Origin of the sequence: Micromonospora sp. NPDC049801, from assembly GCF_040656575.1 — a bacterium.
Classification (GTDB): domain Bacteria; phylum Actinomycetota; class Actinomycetes; order Mycobacteriales; family Micromonosporaceae; genus Micromonospora.
In genome coordinates, this window is record NZ_JBFAMS010000005.1 from 100,860 (window position 1) to 117,223 (window position 16,364).

Here is a 16,364-nt window from a genome sequence, read left to right on the forward strand (position 1 = left end):
CCTAATGTGAGGGAATGTTCGCAGTCCCTGTCCCGCGCCGCCGCATGCTCGTCGGTGCTGCCGCCGGTGCGTTGCTGCTCGCCGTGTCCGCGGTCGGCATCCGGGCGGTGGACGCGGGCAGTCCCTCGCCAGCCGGCGCCACCATGTCGCGCGCTTCCCCGCAGGCCGTCGCCCCCGGGTCGTCCGCCGGGCCGAACCGCGATCCCGCCAACCCGCGGACCGTGCGACTCGTCGCCGCGGGTGACGTTCTGATCCATCCCGCGGTGACCGAGCAGGCGCGCCGGGACGGTGCCCGTGCCGGCGGCATGGACTTCGGCCCGATGTTCGCCGGGGTCGCCCCGGCGGTCCGCGGCGCCGACCTGGCGCTGTGCCACCTCGAGACGCCACTGGCCGATCCCGCCGGCCCGTTCGCCGGCTATCCGTCGTTCAACGCGCCCCCGCAGGTGCTCGACGCGCTGCGCACCACCGGGTTCGACGGCTGCTCAACCGCCTCCAACCACACCCTCGACCAGGGTGTCGACGGGGTGGCCCGGACACTCCGCGCACTCGACGCCGCCGGGCTGGGGCACACCGGGAGTGCCCGCAGCGCCGCCGAAGCGGCCCGGCCCCGGATCTACCAGGTCGGCGACGTCCGCGTCGCCCACCTGGCGTACAGCCTGAACTTCAACGGGCTGAGCCGCCCCTCGGGCAAGCCGTGGCTGGCCAACCTGATCAAGCCGTCCGAGATCCTCGCCGCCGCCCACAAGGCCCGGGTCGCCGGTGCCGACATCGTCGTGCTCAGCCTGCACTGGGGTACGGAGTACCAGCACCTGCCGGACGCCGACCAGCGGGCGTGGGCGAAGCAGTTGATCTCCTCGCCCGACGTGGACCTCATCCTGGGCCATCACGCCCACGTGGTGCAGCCGTTCCAGCGCTTCGGCGACAAGTGGGTGGTCTTCGGCATGGGCAACGAACTGGCCCGGCACGAGACGCCGATCGACGACAACCGTGAGGGTGTGATGGCCCGGGCCACCTTCACCGAGACCGCTCCGGGACGCTGGACGGTGACCCGGATGGAGGCACTGCCCACCTGGACCGACCTGGCGCCGGCCCTGCGGCTGGTCGACCTGACCGCAGCGCTTGCCGACCCGGGCACCTCACCAGGCCGGCGGGGCGACTACCGGGAGGCGTACCAGCGGGTGCTCGGCTACGTCCGGGCCCTGGGTGCCGGCCCGGACCAGGTGGTGGCGTCGGGCGGCTGAGCGGCTGCCGCCCTCAGGTGCCGAGGGTGCGGCTCGAACCAGGGTGCTCTGCACCACACCGAGATCGCCCGCCTACCCGTTGAGTCGGTACCGCCGTACCGTATTGCCATGCCGGTTGGTCGGACGAGGCGTGCGGGCGGGGAGAAGCGGGCTGCCGTTCTCGACGCGGTGATGGACGTGCTCGCATCGCGCGGATACGAGAACACGCGGTTCGCCGACGTCTCGGCGGCCGGCGGCGTCGCGATCAGCACCCTCCAGACCTACTTCGGGTCGCGGGAGGACATGATCATCGAGGCCATGCAGGTGTTCACCGACCGGGAGGTCGCCGCCCTGGACGCGGTTTCGGTCGCCGAGGCCGACCCGTGGCGACGGCTGGTCGCCCTGACCGACCGGAGCCTGCACAACTCGGAGAGCGCCCGACGGATCCTGGTCGAGTTCTGGCGATCCGCGATGCGCGACGACGAACTCCGCGACCACAGCGCCAAGGTGCTGGCGCGTTACCGGGCGCCCTTCCTGGCCGCGGTGCGCGAGGGCGCCGAGCGGGGGGCGTTCACGCTGACCCACGACGCCGACGCGGTGACGGACTTCCTGCTCGCGGCTCTGGCCGGTCTGATCGTCTCGCGCGTCCAGCACCATGCCACGCCGTCACCCGAGACCTTCCGCGACGTCCTGCTCACCCAGCTCAGGCTGATGCTGGGCGTCCGGGACGCGGCTTCCCGTACCCGAACGGATTGAGGACGATGACCACCGTCGAGATCACCCGCTTCCGTGTGGCCGCGGAGCGCGCCGATGCCCTGCTGGCCGCACGGCCCGCGATGCTTGACGACTTCCAGGCCGACCGTGCCGGCTTCCTCGGCGCACGGCTGATCCGACTCGATGCCGGACAGTGGCTGGACATCGTCTTCTGGGCCTCGCCCGAAGACTTCGCCGAGTCCCGGCGTCGGGGCGGGAACCGGCCCGGCATCCAGGCGTTCTTCGCCCTGATCGACGAGGTGGTCAGCTCCGAGGAGGGCACCACGACCGATCCGGTGGGTGCGTGATGCGCGCAGCCTGGTACGACCGGCAGGGCCCGGCCCGCGAGGTTCTGCAGGTCGGCGAGTTGCCCGATCCCTCGCCGGGTGCCGGCGAGGTCCGGGTCCGGGTGTCGGTCTCCGGAATCCACGTGGGTGACCTGGGCAAACGGCAGGGCTGGTGGGGGTCCGCCATGTCGTTCCCCCGGGTGGTCCCACACGGTGACGGCGCCGGGGTGATCGACGCCGTCGGGCCGGGTGTCGATCCGGCACGGGTCGGTGAGCGGGTCTGGGTGTATCTCGCCCAGTCGTACCGCCCGTTCGGCACCGCCGCCGAGTACACGGTGGTGCCGGCCCGGCACGCCGTGCCGCTGCCCGCCGACGTGCCGGACGAGCAGGCGGCCGGGCTCGGTATCCCGGGCATCACGGCCCATCGGGCGATCTTCGCCGACGGTCCCGTGCGTGGGCAGCGAGTCCTCGTCACCGGTGCCCTCGGCGCGGTCGACGGGCCGCGCTGGCGGTGGCCCGCCGGGGCGACGCCACCGTGATCGCGACGGTTCGAACGCCCGACCAGGTTGAACAGGCGCTGATCGCGGGCGCGCACCACGCGGTCGACACCGCCGGCGGCGACGTCGCCGCCCGGATCCTCGACCGCACCGGCGGGGAACCTGTCGACCGGGTGGCCGAACTCGCCTTCGACGCCAACCTGGCGACCAACCTGGAGATCCTCCGCGTCGGCGGCGTCATCGCGACCTACGCGACCGTGGCCGCCGAACCCGCCATCCCGTACTGGCCGCTGGGCTTTCAGAACATCACGGTCCGGTTCCTCAGCAACGACGACTTCCCCGAGTCGGCGAACGAGGCCGCCGCGACCGACCTGACGGCCGCGCTCGTCGCCGGTGATCTGCGCTATCCGATCGCCGCCCGGTTGCCGCTGGCACAGATCGCCGAGGCCCACGAGTTGGTCGAGCGCGGCGCCCGGGGCCGGGTCGTCCTGGACCTCTGACGGGCGGACGCCGCCCTCACGCGCCCAGGATGTGGGTCAGGTGCGGGCTGGCGAAGACGCGGTGCGGGTCCAGGCGGTCGCGGACGGCCTGGAAGTCGGCGAAACGGGGGTACGCCCCGGCGAGGGACGCCGCGTCGCGGTAGTGCAGCTTGCCCCAGTGCGGGCGACCGCCGAGTGCGGCGGCGACCTTCTCGAACGCCTGGAAGTACGGCTCGTACGGCATGCCGACGTACTGGTGTACGGCGACGTACGCGTTGTCCCGGTCGTAGCCGTGGGACAGCCAGATGTTGTCGGCGGCGGTGAAGCGCACCTCAACCGGGAAGAGGATCTTGAACGGGAGTCCGTCCACGATCCGTCGCAGCGCGGTGAGCGCCTCCGGTAGCGCCGCGCGGGGGAGGCCGTACTCCATCTCGACGAAGCGGACCCGGCGCGGGGTGCAGAACACCCGGTCGGAGCGTCCGGTGTACCGCCGTTCGGTGAGCGCGCGGGCGGAGACGGCGCTGATGCCGGGTGCCAGGGCGGGCACGGCCCGGCCGAGGCGGCAGGCCCCGGCGAAGACCCGGTTGGACAGGAAGTCGTCGTCCAGCCAGCCGCGCCAGCGGGACAGCGGCCGGTCGTTGACGGGTACCCGGTCGTTGGCCTTCACCTGGACCCGGGACGTGTAGGGGAACCAGTAGAACTCGACGTGGTCGTGCCGGCCGATCAGCGCGGGCAGGTCGCCGAGCACGTCGTCGAGGGCGGCGGGGCGTTCGTGGGCGTGCAGGACGAAGGCGTCCACGCAGCGCAGGGTCACCTCGACCAGGACGCCGAGCGCGCCGAGCGAGACCCGGGCGGCGGCGAAGACGTCGGGGTGCTCGTCCGCGGAGCAGCGCAGCACCTCGCCCGTGCCGGTGACCAGGGTGAGGGCCTCGACGAAGGTGGAGAGGCAGCCGTAGCCGGCGCCGGTACCGTGGGTGCCGGTGGAGATGGCGCCGGCGATGGTCTGCGCGTCGATGTCGCCCAGGTTGGGCAGCGCGAGGCCGTGCCGGGCGAGCAGTCCGTTGAGCGCGTGCAGAGGCATTCCCGCCGGTACGGTGACCAGTCGGCGCGCCACGTCCACGCTGACACCGGTCTCCAGCTCGGACAACTCCATCCGCCGGTCGTCGGCGAGGGCGACGGCGGTGAACGAGTGGCCGCTGCCCGCGACGCGGATCCGGCCTCCGGCGGCGGCGGCGTCCCGGACGGCTTCTGCCACCTCGTCCGGCGAGCCGGGGCGCAGGATCGCGGTGGCGCTGCCACGCTGGTTGCCGGCCCAGTTGGACCATCCGGCGGTGAGCGGTGCGGTGCCGACCATGCGCGCTCCTCATTCATGAATATGAACTGACTTCATATCAGGAACGTTGTCCCTGGTAAATACCGCAATTGCGGTCCGCTCGTTGTACCGGTAGTCACGGACTCGTGACGTGGAGATATGTTCATCCGTCGAAGGGGGGTGGCGCCGAGTGTCCACACCAGCCGCCACGACCGGGCCGCTGCGCCGCGTACCGGTGCAGGGTCGAAGTGTCGCGCGGGTTCAGCGCATGTTGGACGCCTGCGCCGAGCTCGTCGACGAGGTGGGGTACGAGGGGCTGACCACGACCCTGCTCGCGGAGCGCGCCGAAGTGGCGATCGGGTCGGTCTACCAGTTCTTCCCGGACAAGCGGGCGATCGTGCAGGCGTTGACCCTGCGCACGATGGAGTCCTACCTGCAGCGGCTCGACGAGCGCTTCGCCTCCGACGAGATGACCCACTGGTGGGACGGCGTCGACGCGGGAATCGACGAGTACATCACGATGCACCGCACCGTCCCCGGCTTCCGTACCCTGCACTTCGGCGACGTGGTCGACCTGCACCTGCTCGACGAGCAGCGTGACAACAACGGCGTCATCGCCGACCAGTTGGCGCGGGTGCTCACCGAGCGCTTCGGTCTGACCGACGTGCCGAAGCTGCGCTTCGTCCTGGAGATCGCCGTGGAGGCCGCCGACGCGCTGATCAAGCTCGCGTTCCGGCGCAAGTCCGACGGCGACGAGCGGGTCCTGCTCGAGGCGAAGGCGCTGATCCGGGAGTACCTGCACCGCCAGGTCGACGGATGCGAGAGCGAGCAGCGCGCCGAGGCCGCCCAGTCCGCCTGACCTGGCGGCGCGAACACCTAGAGGAACGCGTGGCCCTCGCCCCGGTAGGTGGGCACGGTCGCCACGACCGCGTCCCCCTCGACGAGGTGCAGCTCGTTGACCCGTTCGCACAGCTCACCTGCCTTGGCGTGCCGGAACCACACCCGGTCGCCGACCTGCAGGGTGGCCGCCGCCGCGCCGGCGAGAGGGGTCTGCACCTCGCCGGCGCCCTCGGTGCCGACGAGCTTCAGGCCGGCCGGCAGCCACGGTCGGGGCAGCCGGCTGTCGGCCGCCTGGCCGGAGGCGATCCAACCGCCGCCGAGCACGGTCGCCAACTCCGGCGTCGGTCGGCGGACCACCGCGCAGGCGAAGAACGCCGCCGGGGTGGGCCGCCAGGCGCGGTACGCGTCGAACAGCGTCGGCCCGTACAGGCCCGATCCCGCGGTGACCTCGGTGACCGCGGGATCGGCGCTGGTCGCGGCCACGCTGCCGGTGCCGCCGCCGTTGACGAACTCCAGGTCGGCGTGTTCCCGTACCGCCGCCACCGCGGCGCCACGGCGGGCCAGCAACTCGCGGTAGGAGCCGCGCTGAGCCAGCCTGATCGCGCCCGCCAGCAGCGTCCGCCCCGGCGGCGCGTCGCCCAGGCCGGCGATCTGCGCCTCGTACGACATGAGCCCGACCAGCCGGAAGCCGGCGCGGCCGGCGACGGTGGCGGCGAGCGCGCCGGCCGCCCGGGCGCTGTGCACCGGCGAGCGGCGGACGCCGACGTGCACGCCACGCAGCGGTCGCCACGAGGCGTCCAGGTCCAGGCAGAGCCGCAGCTCGGCGCGTTGCCCCGGGGCGCGGACGGCGTCGACGAAGTCGAGCTGGCCGGTGCCGTCGATCATGAGGGTGATCGCGGCGGCGAGTGTCGGGTCGGCGGCCAGCTCGGTGAGGGCCGCCCGGTCGGCGCTCGGGTACGCCACCAGCACGTCGTCGCTCAGACCAGCCCGGACCAGCCAGATCGCCTCGGGGAGGGTGAACGCCATGACCCCCTGCCAACCGGGCCGGGTGAGCGCCCGGCCGATCAGGTCCCGGCTGCGCACCGACTTGCTGGCCAGCCGGATCGGCTTGCCGGCGGCGCGGTCGGCCAGGGCCGCCGCGTTGGCGTCGTAGGCGGTGAGATCCACCACGGCGTACGGGGGGTCGAGATGGGCGGTCGCCCGGTCCAGGCGCTCGCGCAGTTTGTCGCTTTCGATGGCCACGTGTGCACGCTAACTGTCCGACGATGAATGCGAAACACCCTCGCATACGTCCCGGGCTGCGGTCGACGCCGTCGGCGGCCTAGGCTCAGCGAGCAGGAGAATGTCGCCGGTGGGGCGGCCCCCACCGGGTCTAGAGTGTTCCACCGGGGGTGCCCAGCGATGGGCCGGCACGTGGAGGTACGGCCATCGAAAGCCAGAACAGCGGCGAGTCGCCCGGCGTGTCGCGCGCGGGTGACCAGTCGGGCAGCGCCGCCAACCAGTCCAGCGGTGGTCAGGTCGACGCGTCCGGCTATGCCGCGATCCGCTCGGTACTGCGAATCAGGCCGTTCCGCCGGCTCTGGATCGTGCTCGGCGCGGCCTCCTTCGGTGACTGGCTCGGCTTGCTCGCCACCGCCCTCTTCGCCGCCTCGCAGGTGCAGGGCAGCACCGCCCAGGGCGCCGCGTTCGGCGGGGTCACCGCGATCCGACTACTGCCCGCGCTGGTGCTCGGCCCGGTGGCCGGCGTCTTCGCCGACCGGTTCGACAGGCGTTGGACGATGGTCATCTGCGACCTGCTGCGCTTCGTGCTCTTCGCCTCCATTCCGCTCTACGCCCTCAGCGGGGCCGCCGGCGGCCTGGTGGTCGGCTGGGCGCTGATCGCCACCTTCCTGATCGAGTCGCTCACCCTGCTCTGGATCCCGGCCAAGGAGGCCGCGGTCCCCAACCTGATCCCACGGGCCCGCCTGGAGGCGGCCAACCAGCTCACGTTGATCACCACGTACGGCCTCACCCCGGTGGCCGCGGCCATCGGCCTCGCAGTGCTGGACCGTGGTGTCAGAGGCGCTGTGGGCGGCGATCTACCCTCCTGGGCCGAACCGGCTCAACTCGCACTCTGGTTCAACGCCTTCTCCCGGCTCGCCACCGCGTTGGTGGTGGCGTTCGGGATCAAGGAGATCAGCGAGGCGCAGCGCGGCGAGGCGGGGCGTTCCGAGCAGAGCATGTTCCGGCAGTTCTCCGAGGGCTGGAAATTCATCGGCCAGACCCCGCTCGTTCGCGGCCTGGTGCTGGGCATCTTCGGCGCGTTCGCCGGCGGCGGCATCGTGGTCGGCACGGCCAAGTTCTTCGCCAACTCACTGGGTGCCGGCGATGCCGCGTTCTCGCTGCTCTTCGGCGCGATCTTCGTCGGTCTGGCGCTCGGCATCGGGCTCGGCCCGATGGTCGTCAAGGAGATGTCCCGGCGTCGCTGGTTCGGCATGAGCATCGTGCTGGCCAGCGCCGCCGTGATGACCCTCGCCTTCGCCATCCACCTGTCCATGGCGATCGTCGGCGCGGTGCTGGTCGGCGCGGGCGCGGGCATGGCCTTCCTGGCCGGCACCACGCTGCTGGGCGGTGAGGTGGCCGACGAGGTGCGCGGCCGGGTGTTCGCGGTGGTGCAGATCGGCACCCGACTGGTGCTGATCCTGGCCATCGGGCTGAGCAGCGTGTTGGTCGGCGTCGGTGGCTCGCGCAAGCTGGAGATCGCCGACCTCGGCATCTCCGTCTCGTCCACCCGACTGCTGCTGCTCGCGGCCGGCGCCGCCGGCATCTTCGCCGGCATCAGCGCCTTCGGCCAGATGGACGACAAGAAGGGCGTCCCGGTCCTCGCCGACCTCTGGGGCTCGATCCGGGGCCGTCCGCTGACGCCGGCGGAGCCGTTCGTCTCGGCCGGGCTGTTCGTGGTGTTCGAGGGCGGCGAGGGTGCCGGCAAGTCCACCCAACTCGCCGCGCTCGCCGAGCGGCTGCGCACCGACGGGCGCGACGTGCTGGTGACCCGCGAACCGGGGGCGACCGGCGTCGGCCGGCGGATCCGGTCGCTGGTGCTGGAGACCTCCGGCGACGAGGCGCCGTCCCCGCGCGCCGAGGCGCTGCTCTACGCCGCCGACCGGGCGCACCACGTGGCCTCCGTGGTCCGGCCCGCGCTGGTCCGCGGTGACGTGGTGATCAGCGACCGGTACGTCGACTCGTCGCTCGCGTACCAGGGCGCCGGGCGCACGCTCCCGGTCGACGAGGTCTCCTGGCTCTCCTCCTGGGCCACCGGCGGCCTCAAGCCCGACCTCGTGGTGCTGCTCGACGTCGAGCCGCGCACCGGCCTGTCCCGGGTCGCCTCGCGCAGCGGTGCGGCCGACCGGCTTGAGGCCGAGTCGATCGCCTTTCACGAGCGCGTCCGCTACGCCTTCCTCGACCTCGCCGCCGCCGACCCGAAGCGCTACCTGGTGCTCGACGCGTCCCGGCCGGTCGGCGAGATCACCCAGCTGGTGGTCCGGCGCGTCGAGGAGATGCTCGGCAAGCCCGGCGGCATCGTGCACCCGCGACCCGCGCAGGGCCCGGACACCTCGGTGCAGCCTGAGTTATCCGACGCGGAGCTGGTGACGATGGAGCACAAGACCTGATGCCGGACGTCTTCGCCGACCTGGTCGGTCAGGACGAGGCGGTGACCGAACTGCGCCGCGCCGCCGCGGCGGCGGCGGCCGTGCTGCGTGCCGCCGCGACCGACCGGGCGCCCGCCCTCGTCGCAGCGGGCGAGGCCGAAATCGGGGCCGGCACCCCCGACCCGGCCGCTGGCATGACCCACGCCTGGATCTTCACCGGGCCACCCGGGTCCGGCCGCTCGGTCGCCGCGCGCGCCTTCGCCGCGGCCCTGCAGTGTGCGTACGGCACCGGTTGCGGCGAGTGCCCCGGCTGCCACACCACGATGGGCGGGACCAACGCCGACGTCCGGCTGGTGGTGCCGGAAGGGCTCTCCATCGGCGTCGGCGAGATGCGCGCGCTGGTGCTCCGCGCGGCCAGCACCCCGTCCGGCGGGCGCTGGCAGGTGGTGGTGATCGAGGACGCCGACCGGCTCACCGAGGCAGCCGGTAACGCCCTGCTCAAGGCCATCGAGGAGCCGCCACCGCGGACGGTCTTCCTGCTCTGCGCCCCGTCCACCCACCCGGACGACATCTCGGTGACCATCCGGTCGCGCTGTCGGGTCGTACCCCTGCGGCAGCCGCCGGCCACCGCGGTGGCCGAGGTGCTGGTCCGTCGGGACGGCATCGCGCCCGACGTGGCGCAGTGGGCGGCGGCGGCCGCGCAGGGGCACGTGGGCCGGGCCCGCCGGCTGGCCCGCGACCCGGAGGCCCGCAAGCGGCGTGCGGCGGTGCTCGCCGTGCCGCGCCGGCTGACCGGCGTGGGCGCGGCGTTCGACGCGGCGTCCGCGCTGATCGAGGCTGCCGAGGCGGAGGCCGAGGCGTCGGTCGCCGAGGCCGACGTGGCCGAACGGGCGGCACTGCAGACGGCGCTCGGCGCGGGCGGCACCGGCCGGGGCGCGGCCGGCGCGATCCGGGGTGCCGCCGGGCAGCTCAAGGAACTGGAGAAGCGGCAGAAGTCACGGGCCACCCGCGCCCAGCGCGACGCGCTCGACCGGGCGCTCGTCGACCTGGCCGGCTTCTACCGTGACGCGCTCACCATGGCGCTGCGCGCACCGGTCGACCCGGTGCACACCGACACCGCCGCGCTCGCCGGCGCCGGGGCCCAGAAGTGGGACGCCGAGGGGTCGCTGCGCCGGCTGGAGGCCGTGCTCGCCTGCCGTGCGGCGATCGACGCGAACGTCAAGCCGCGCATCGCCGTCGAGGCGATGATGCTCGCCCTCTGGAAGGGTTGACCAGCAGCTCCCGCCGGTTGTCCACAGCCATCGACACGTGCGATTGCTGTGCGGTACGGTCCGGTGTGCCGTGGTGACGGTGGCGGCACGCTCAGTGATGATCCATCCGGGAGGAGTCGCCGATGCCGCGGGGGGAGATCGACGAGGCCTGGATCGAGGAGGCGGTGCGGCGCTACCGCCGTATCGAGTCGTTGCAGGCCGAGTTCGACCAGGCCGTGTCGACGGTCGAGGTCACCGTCCGTTCGCCGGACGGGTTGGTCGAGGTGGTGGTCACCGCCGCCGGCCGCATCACCGACGTCCGGTTCCTGGGGCCACTGCACGCCCGCAGCCCGCGCGACGTGGCCGGCTCGGTGCAGGCCGCGGTCACCGCGGCGGCGGACGCGGCCGAGTGGGCCCGGGAGAAGCTGCACAACGAGACGTTCGCCGCCTACCGACCGCTCGCGGGGGCCTGACATGGACACGCTGCGCGCGCTCTCCGCCCGGCTCGACGAGGCGAGCGCCACGCTCACCACCCTGTCCCACACCGTCACCGCCAGTGATCCGGCCCAGGCCGCGTTCGGCGCGGACGCCCCGGGCCGTCCCGGCGAGATCGGTCGCGCGCTGCATCGACAGTGGGCCGCCGCCACCGACGACCGGGCCCGCGAGGCCCGAGCTGCCGCCGGCCGCCTCGCCGCCGCCGCCGCGGCCGTCCGCGAGGCCGCCGACCGGTACGCCGAGGTCGACCGCGCCGCCCGCCGCCGGATCACCGGAGAGCCGTGATGGACCCACTGGACCGGCTCGCCGAACCCGGCCTCAACCTGCTGCGCCGGGTGGACGCGTTGCTCGCGGCCGGTGTTCCCGAAGGGCACCGGGTGTGGCCCCTGCTCCGCCGGATGCAGGTGCTGCCCGGCGACGCCGTCCGGGGCTTCCTCGACCTGCACCCGGCGCCGCTCGTCAGCGCCGGGCACGCCGTGCGCCGGCTCGTCCGGGGGTACGACGACGTCGGCGCCGCGCTCACCGACCCCGTGCTCTGGTCCGGGCCGGCCGCCTCGGCGTACGGGCAGGAGCGTGCCGCGCTGCTGCGCCACCTGGACGAAGGGCCGGAGAGCCTGGTCGGGCGGATGGAATCCACCGCCGGGTACGCGGACGCGCTCGCCGACTGGGTGGAGGGCAGCCGTCTCGCCCTCGCCCGCACGCTGGCCGACCTGCTGCGCTCGGCCGAGGCGGTGGCCGTGGTCGCCGCCACCGCCGCCGGCCCCCCGAACCGCCTGACGCCGGTCGGGCCGGGCGTCGCCGACGCCGCCGAGATCGCCGCGCGGGTGCTGGCGGTGCTCTGCGTCGCGTACGACGGCGCCGAGACACTCCTGCGCCAGTGGGCGCCGAGCCTGGCCGAGTCCACCTGGCGGTCGCCGGCCCAGGAGCGCGCCCGCTACGACCAGCACACCAGGGTCGGCTGGTAGCAGTACCCCCGCCCGCTCCCAGGCCTGGTCGTGGTCGTTGGTTTGCGGGTCGGCTCGTGGCGTTGCTCAGGCCCAGATGTGTCGGTCCGCGGCTATAGGCCACGGCGTCGCTCCGGGGCCGGTGGTGGTTCCGGCGCGGGCCACGGCGTTGCTCCGGGGCCGGTGGTGGTGGTTCCCGCGCGGGCCACGCCGTTGCTTCGGGCCGGTGGTGGTGGTTCGCGGGCAGGCCACGGCGTCGCTCGCGGGCGCCAGAGCAGAGCCGGCGCGCACGGCGACGCCGTGGTCTTCCCCCTGCACCCCCCGCAGGTCTGCCTCCACTCAACGCTGTCCGGCAGCGTTTGTCCCCTTCCCGGGCACGGATTCAACCGTCCGGGCGAGGATCATCGGCACGACGGGTGGCCCGGCAATCGGTCGAGTCGACGGTCATGGATGGAGATGGAGGTATCGCCCGCCGCGTTCTCCGCGGTGATCCGTCGTAGGGTGGGGGGATGGGCATGCTCTGCGCGGTCAGCTTCAACCGGTACGGGCGGCTCTACTACCTGGACCCGGGCGAGCTGCGCCCCCAGGTTGGCGACCGGGTGCTCGTGCCGACCGACGACGGACCCGAGGTCGCCGAGTGCGTCTGGGCCGCCCAGTGGGTGAGCGAGGAGACCGACGGCTTCCCCCGGCTGGTGGGGTTGGCCGGCGACGACGACCTGCGCCGTGACGAGGCGCTGCGCCGTCGTAAGGCCGAGGCGAAGGTGGCGGCCAAACGGCTGATCCGCGCGCACGGCCTGCCGATGAAGGTGGTGGCCGTCGACCATGTGCTCGGCTCCGCCGACGGCGGCGGCGAGCGCAGCACGGTCTACTTCACCGCGCCGCACCGGGTGGACTTCCGGTCACTGGTCCGCGACCTCGGCGCCACCCTGCACTGCCGGGTCGAGCTGCGCCAGCTCTCGGCGCGCGACTCGGCTCGGGTCCAGGGCGGCATCGGCTCATGCGGTCGTGACCTGTGCTGCGCGACGTTCCTCACCGACTTCGAGCCGGTGACCATCCGGATGGCCAAGGACCAGGACTTGCCGCTCAACCCGCTGCGGATCTCGGGAGCCTGCGGTCGACTGATGTGTTGCCTCAAGTATGAACATCCGCTGTACCAGCGCTTCCAGGAGACCGCGCCGGCCGTCGGCAGTCGGGTGACGACGCCCGAGGGCAGTGGTCGAGTGGTCGGCCACAGCGTGCCCCGCGACGCGGTGACCGTACGCCTCGACGCGGACGGCTCCCGCTGCTCCTGCTCCCGCGCCTCCGTCTGCGCCCCCCGCCAAGCCCACGACCAGCACTACACCCCCTAAAACCCCACCCCCACCCCTCACCCCTCACCCCCCACCCGCCAGCCCGCGTTGATCAAGAGGTTCGCGTCAAAATTCGGGCTCCGGATGACGCAAACCTCTTGATCAACTAGTGGTCCGGTCAGGTGAGGACTACGGGGGGTTCGGTTAGGTGGGGGGTTAGGGGGGTTTTGGGGGTCAGCCAGCTTGCGGTGGGGGACTGGTCGGGGTTGACCTGCCAGTCTCGGGACACCCGGTCGACGCCGATGGCGTAGACGGTCAGCGTGCCGTCCGGGTCGATGCGCAGCCGCAGGAACGACTTGGAGTCCTCGATGCCCTGGCCGGCGAACAGTTCGTTGACGTTCACCCCGAAGGCGCCTGCCACCAGCAGATACGCTGCGACCAGCTGACTCGCCACCAGCCCGATGACCGGGCCGTACACCACCACGGCGGCGACCGCCGGCAGCGGCCATGGCCAGTCGTAGAACGGCAGCGCCAACCAGACCCAGGTGCCGCCGGCGGCCAGCGCCACATGGGCTACACCGTGGCCGACGCCGAGGAGCCAGTGCCGGGCGTGCCGCTTGCCGCTGGCGCTGGGCGGCTTGGCGAACAGGATCGCCGCGATCACCGTCACCAGCACCATCAGCACCAGCGGAACGCTGAACAGCCGTTGGTCGCTGCTGTCGCCCCAGTTGGCCGTCGCGCCCGCCATGGCAAGCATCAGCAGGGTGTGCAGGGTGCCCAGCAGGGTCGCGAAGCCCGGGTTGCGGAACGGTAGTCGGCCGAAGATGCCCCAGCCGTAGCGGCGCGAGCGGGCCGCGTCTGGGTAGCGGGCCACCAGGTCGTACGGCTGGGTGCGGCTGGCCCGCCGGGCCAGCGTGTCGCGCGGTGGTACCTCGAGGCGCTCGGGCAGCTTGTGCGTGGGGTACAGATAAGCCCCACCACCGCCGCAGGTGATCAACTGCCGGTCGTGCCCGGCATAGCGGGCGTAGTGGTGCAGGTCGCCGGAGAGCAGCAGCCGCACCCGTGCACCGGTCGGGTCGATGATCGTCCGTACGAAGTAGTCGACCGAGTCGTACGCCGTCGGGTCGTCGGCGGCCTTGACCCACGTCGGCGACGGCGTCGCGATGATCACCTTTGACTCCGGGGTGAGCCGCCGGGCCACCTCGTCGAAGTAGGCCAACTGCGGATCGTCGAGGTACGAGCCGGACTGGTCGTCCACGCCGAGCAGCCACCAGCCGGCCGGCAACTCCACCGCGAAGTACGACCGCGACTGCCCGGTGCGCCAGCCGGCGAAGTTACGGTCCCGGGAGCGGACGAACAGCCGCAGGAAAGCGGTCAGGCCGTCGTACCAATCGTGGTTTCCCGGCACCGCGAACAGGGTGGGACGGTCGGGCGGCGTCGCCGGCAGCGCCGCCTGGTAGGGACCCTTGCAGCGGTTCTCGTACTCCGCGTAGGCCGCCGACGGGTAGACCTGGTCGCCGCCCATCACCAGGGTCTGCGCCCGGGGCAGCCGGTGCCCGTCCACGGTCAGCTCCGGCTGCGCCAGCAGGTACGCGACGGAGTAGGTGGCGTGGAAGCCGTCGCCGAGGTCGGCCACGTAGTCGAGCCAGAGCCCACCGTCCGGCCCGGCCTGGCGGAAGATGTCGTCGCCGAAGGCGTTCTGCAACTCGCGCTTGTCGAGGTACGCGCCGAAGAGGATCGCCAGCAACGTCCGGATGCCGGTGCTGATCAACAGGAACGGCGCCAGCCACGGCACCGGCTTGCGAGGGGTGAAGCCCAGTTCCAGCGGGTCGGTGGAGCGTGGGCGGCGAGGAGCCGGCTCTCCGTCGGGTTGCGCGTCCGCCGGTGCCTGGTGATCGTCGCGTTCGTCAGTCACCCGCCGCAGCGTAGTACCGGTCTGCGTGCGCTGCTGTCTGGTAATTGGCCGGATGGCGGTGCTTGTCCGTTTGGCGGCGGCGGGAGCGTCGGGGTATCCCGCTCGGCCCAGGGGTACGGGGTGCCGTACACTTGCTGATCGTTGCCGCCTTAGCTCAGTCGGCTAGAGCGACGCACTCGTAATGCGTAGGTCGACGGTTCGATTCCGTCAGGCGGCTCGGCACGGAAGCCCAGGTCATCGACCTGGGCTTCCGCCGTTTCTCAAGGTCCAGGACACCGCCGCCGGACGCGCCAGCCCGCACCCTGCGACCGCTCCGTTCAACCGGTTGACGCCCGCTTCCAGGTCGTTATCGAACAGCCCGCCGTACACGTCAAAGCCGCCCGCAAACCGGCCGCGCTCGGACTGCTGGCGACTGAAGCGCCGGCATCGGCCGGCACGCCGGCTGGTTGCAGGTGCTTCCGGCGGTGATCTTCAACGGAGATCGGCTTGAGGGGGCGTGGCGGTACATGTCAGACGAGGAGTCCCTCATCGGCGCCGCGCTCGGGTCGGGCGACGCGGCGGGCGCGCGGGCGCTGGCCCGCCGGATCGGTGTCGCCTCACGGGTGCGGCCTGAGACGGCGGCCGGCGCAAGGATGCCCCGACAAGTTGCCACTGCGCATTTCCCGGCAAACGCCATCCCACCCGGAAATCCACTGAGGATGAATTGGCGTGGATCTCGTAACATTGATGGCGGACGTTCGGTCGAGGAGCGGGGAGTGGTGGCATGAAGTTCGACATGGGGGCTCAGACGCTCGGCAGTCTGACCAAGCAGACGCAGGGTTCCTCCGATGATCTCGGTTCTCTGATCAAGCAACTGATCACCGCGGCCGAGCCGTTGCAGGGCAACTTCAACGGGGCCGGGCGGGTGGCATTCGATTCGTTCAAGGCGAACGCCGATTCGATCACCGCCGAACTGAACTCCTCCCTGGGTGCGATTCTGGGCGGCCAGAGTGGAATGGACTCCTCGTTCGGTCAGGGTGACACCGAGATGTCCGACAATGCGAGGTCGTCCGAGGGCACCGCGAACTTCGACGCCGCCAGGTTCTCCAGCAGCCGCTGACACGGGGAGTGACAGTCATGACAGACCGACGCAGTTTCGATACCGGCACGTCGCAGCAGGTGCAGGGTGACCTCGCCGGCATCATCGGGCGGCTCGAGTCACTGATCTCGCAGCGCAGCTCCGACGTCGCGGCCGCGATGGCCGACTTCCAGGCCGATGGGGTGTCCGAGGAGTACCGGACGGTCGAGGACCGGTGGAACCGGGCAGCGGGCGAGGTCCGCACGATCATCGACCTGGTCAAGACCACCATGACGAAGAACGACGAGACGGCGAACACGACGCTGTCCCGGGCCCGCTCTGCGGTGCAGTCGATCGGTTGAGTCGTTATCCGACGAGTTGTTGACGAGGGAGCACG

At 72.2% G+C, this 16,364-nt stretch carries 17 protein-coding genes and 1 tRNA gene; 15 read left to right on the forward strand and 3 right to left on the reverse strand.

What is annotated here, in order from left to right; translation table 11 throughout:
• Positions 1-14 precede the first annotated feature (14 nt).
• From AB0I89_RS11020 to AB0I89_RS11040, 5 genes are all read left to right on the forward strand, one after another.
• On the forward strand, positions 15-1,241 hold the full coding sequence (locus AB0I89_RS11020; protein WP_357123679.1) for a CapA family protein: 1,227 nt from the start codon (positions 15-17) through the stop codon (positions 1,239-1,241).
• 108 nt (positions 1,242-1,349) lie between these two features.
• Entirely contained in the window at positions 1,350-1,976 is a 627-nt protein-coding gene (locus AB0I89_RS11025; protein WP_357123682.1) for a TetR/AcrR family transcriptional regulator, read from the forward strand.
• Between the two features lie 5 nt (positions 1,977-1,981).
• Positions 1,982-2,281, forward strand: coding sequence for an antibiotic biosynthesis monooxygenase (locus AB0I89_RS11030; protein WP_357123685.1), 300 nt, complete (start codon positions 1,982-1,984; stop codon positions 2,279-2,281).
• The gene (locus AB0I89_RS11035; protein ID WP_357123688.1) at positions 2,281-2,799 is read left to right on the forward strand and encodes an alcohol dehydrogenase catalytic domain-containing protein; all 519 of its coding nucleotides are present in this window, start codon (positions 2,281-2,283) and stop codon (positions 2,797-2,799) included. Before AB0I89_RS11030 ends, AB0I89_RS11035 begins: the two co-directional genes overlap by 1 nt.
• On the forward strand, positions 2,796-3,257 hold the full coding sequence (locus AB0I89_RS11040; RefSeq protein WP_357123691.1) for a zinc-binding dehydrogenase: 462 nt from the start codon (positions 2,796-2,798) through the stop codon (positions 3,255-3,257). The genes AB0I89_RS11035 and AB0I89_RS11040 overlap by 4 nt, the downstream gene beginning before the upstream one ends.
• A 16-nt stretch (positions 3,258-3,273) precedes the next feature.
• Here the strand turns inward: AB0I89_RS11040 and AB0I89_RS11045 are convergent, their stop codons facing one another.
• Positions 3,274-4,590, reverse strand: a complete 1,317-nt coding sequence (locus AB0I89_RS11045) for a D-arabinono-1,4-lactone oxidase (RefSeq protein ID WP_357123694.1) — start codon at positions 4,588-4,590, stop codon at positions 3,274-3,276.
• Positions 4,591-4,816: 226 nt separating this feature from the next.
• Here AB0I89_RS11045 and AB0I89_RS11050 point away from each other — a divergent pair, with 226 nt between their 5' ends.
• Entirely contained in the window at positions 4,817-5,407 is a 591-nt protein-coding gene (locus tag AB0I89_RS11050) for a TetR/AcrR family transcriptional regulator (RefSeq protein ID WP_357124646.1), read from the forward strand.
• Positions 5,408-5,424: 17 nt separating this feature from the next.
• On the opposite strand, the gene AB0I89_RS11055 is transcribed toward AB0I89_RS11050, so the two are convergent.
• The gene (locus AB0I89_RS11055; protein ID WP_357123697.1) at positions 5,425-6,630 is read right to left on the reverse strand and encodes an amino acid deaminase/aldolase; all 1,206 of its coding nucleotides are present in this window, start codon (positions 6,628-6,630) and stop codon (positions 5,425-5,427) included.
• A gap of 317 nt (positions 6,631-6,947) precedes the next feature.
• Here AB0I89_RS11055 and tmk point away from each other — a divergent pair, with 317 nt between their 5' ends.
• The 6 genes from tmk to ricT all read left to right on the forward strand — a co-directional run bounded on the left by tmk (position 6,948) and on the right by ricT (position 13,055).
• On the forward strand, positions 6,948-9,038 hold the full coding sequence (gene tmk, locus AB0I89_RS11060) for a dTMP kinase (protein WP_357124649.1): 2,091 nt from the start codon (positions 6,948-6,950) through the stop codon (positions 9,036-9,038).
• On the forward strand, positions 9,038-10,288 hold the full coding sequence (locus AB0I89_RS11065; protein ID WP_357123700.1) for a DNA polymerase III subunit delta': 1,251 nt from the start codon (positions 9,038-9,040) through the stop codon (positions 10,286-10,288). The genes tmk and AB0I89_RS11065 overlap by 1 nt, the downstream gene beginning before the upstream one ends.
• A 122-nt stretch (positions 10,289-10,410) precedes the next feature.
• Positions 10,411-10,740, forward strand: coding sequence for a YbaB/EbfC family nucleoid-associated protein (locus tag AB0I89_RS11070; RefSeq protein WP_355049259.1), 330 nt, complete (start codon positions 10,411-10,413; stop codon positions 10,738-10,740).
• A gap of 1 nt (position 10,741) precedes the next feature.
• A complete protein-coding gene (locus tag AB0I89_RS11075) occupies positions 10,742-11,047 on the forward strand; it encodes a hypothetical protein (RefSeq protein ID WP_357123703.1) in 306 nt (101 codons plus the stop codon).
• On the forward strand, positions 11,047-11,727 hold the full coding sequence (locus AB0I89_RS11080; protein ID WP_357123706.1) for a hypothetical protein: 681 nt from the start codon (positions 11,047-11,049) through the stop codon (positions 11,725-11,727). Before AB0I89_RS11075 ends, AB0I89_RS11080 begins: the two co-directional genes overlap by 1 nt.
• A gap of 488 nt (positions 11,728-12,215) precedes the next feature.
• The gene (gene ricT, locus AB0I89_RS11085) at positions 12,216-13,055 is read left to right on the forward strand and encodes a regulatory iron-sulfur-containing complex subunit RicT (RefSeq protein WP_357123709.1); all 840 of its coding nucleotides are present in this window, start codon (positions 12,216-12,218) and stop codon (positions 13,053-13,055) included.
• Between the two features lie 118 nt (positions 13,056-13,173).
• On the opposite strand, the gene AB0I89_RS11090 is transcribed toward ricT, so the two are convergent.
• On the reverse strand, positions 13,174-14,910 hold the full coding sequence (locus AB0I89_RS11090; protein WP_357123712.1) for a metallophosphoesterase: 1,737 nt from the start codon (positions 14,908-14,910) through the stop codon (positions 13,174-13,176).
• Between the two features lie 143 nt (positions 14,911-15,053).
• Here AB0I89_RS11090 and AB0I89_RS11095 point away from each other — a divergent pair.
• The 3 genes from AB0I89_RS11095 (at position 15,054) to AB0I89_RS11105 (ending at position 16,329) form a co-directional block, all read left to right on the forward strand.
• A tRNA-Thr gene (locus AB0I89_RS11095) sits at positions 15,054-15,127 on the forward strand.
• 546 nt (positions 15,128-15,673) lie between these two features.
• Complete coding sequence (locus tag AB0I89_RS11100) at positions 15,674-16,009, forward strand: hypothetical protein (RefSeq protein WP_357123716.1); 336 nt, start codon at positions 15,674-15,676, stop codon at positions 16,007-16,009.
• A gap of 17 nt (positions 16,010-16,026) precedes the next feature.
• Positions 16,027-16,329 (forward strand): pore-forming ESAT-6 family protein, encoded by a 303-nt coding sequence (locus AB0I89_RS11105; RefSeq protein WP_355049252.1) that lies wholly within the window; start codon positions 16,027-16,029, stop codon positions 16,327-16,329.
• Positions 16,330-16,364 lie beyond the last annotated feature (35 nt).

Excerpts from the sequence above, each read along its gene's own strand:
- AB0I89_RS11045 (WP_357123694.1), bottom strand. The coding sequence starts at position 4,590 with ATGGTCGGCACCGCACCGCTCACCGCCGGATGGTCCAACTGGGCCGGC.
- AB0I89_RS11025 (WP_357123682.1), top strand. The coding sequence starts at position 1,350 with ATGCCGGTTGGTCGGACGAGGCGTGCGGGCGGGGAGAAGCGGGCTGCC.
- AB0I89_RS11020 (WP_357123679.1), top strand. The coding sequence starts at position 15 with ATGTTCGCAGTCCCTGTCCCGCGCCGCCGCATGCTCGTCGGTGCTGCC.
- AB0I89_RS11105 (WP_355049252.1), top strand. The coding sequence starts at position 16,027 with ATGACAGACCGACGCAGTTTCGATACCGGCACGTCGCAGCAGGTGCAG.
- AB0I89_RS11035 (WP_357123688.1), top strand. The coding sequence starts at position 2,281 with ATGCGCGCAGCCTGGTACGACCGGCAGGGCCCGGCCCGCGAGGTTCTG.
- AB0I89_RS11050 (WP_357124646.1), top strand. The coding sequence starts at position 4,817 with ATGTTGGACGCCTGCGCCGAGCTCGTCGACGAGGTGGGGTACGAGGGG.
- AB0I89_RS11100 (WP_357123716.1), top strand. The coding sequence starts at position 15,674 with ATGAAGTTCGACATGGGGGCTCAGACGCTCGGCAGTCTGACCAAGCAG.
- AB0I89_RS11065 (WP_357123700.1), top strand. The coding sequence starts at position 9,038 with ATGCCGGACGTCTTCGCCGACCTGGTCGGTCAGGACGAGGCGGTGACC.
- AB0I89_RS11075 (WP_357123703.1), top strand. The coding sequence starts at position 10,742 with ATGGACACGCTGCGCGCGCTCTCCGCCCGGCTCGACGAGGCGAGCGCC.
- AB0I89_RS11030 (WP_357123685.1), top strand. The coding sequence starts at position 1,982 with ATGACCACCGTCGAGATCACCCGCTTCCGTGTGGCCGCGGAGCGCGCC.
- ricT (WP_357123709.1), top strand. The coding sequence starts at position 12,216 with ATGGGCATGCTCTGCGCGGTCAGCTTCAACCGGTACGGGCGGCTCTAC.
- AB0I89_RS11080 (WP_357123706.1), top strand. The coding sequence starts at position 11,047 with ATGGACCCACTGGACCGGCTCGCCGAACCCGGCCTCAACCTGCTGCGC.
- AB0I89_RS11070 (WP_355049259.1), top strand. The coding sequence starts at position 10,411 with ATGCCGCGGGGGGAGATCGACGAGGCCTGGATCGAGGAGGCGGTGCGG.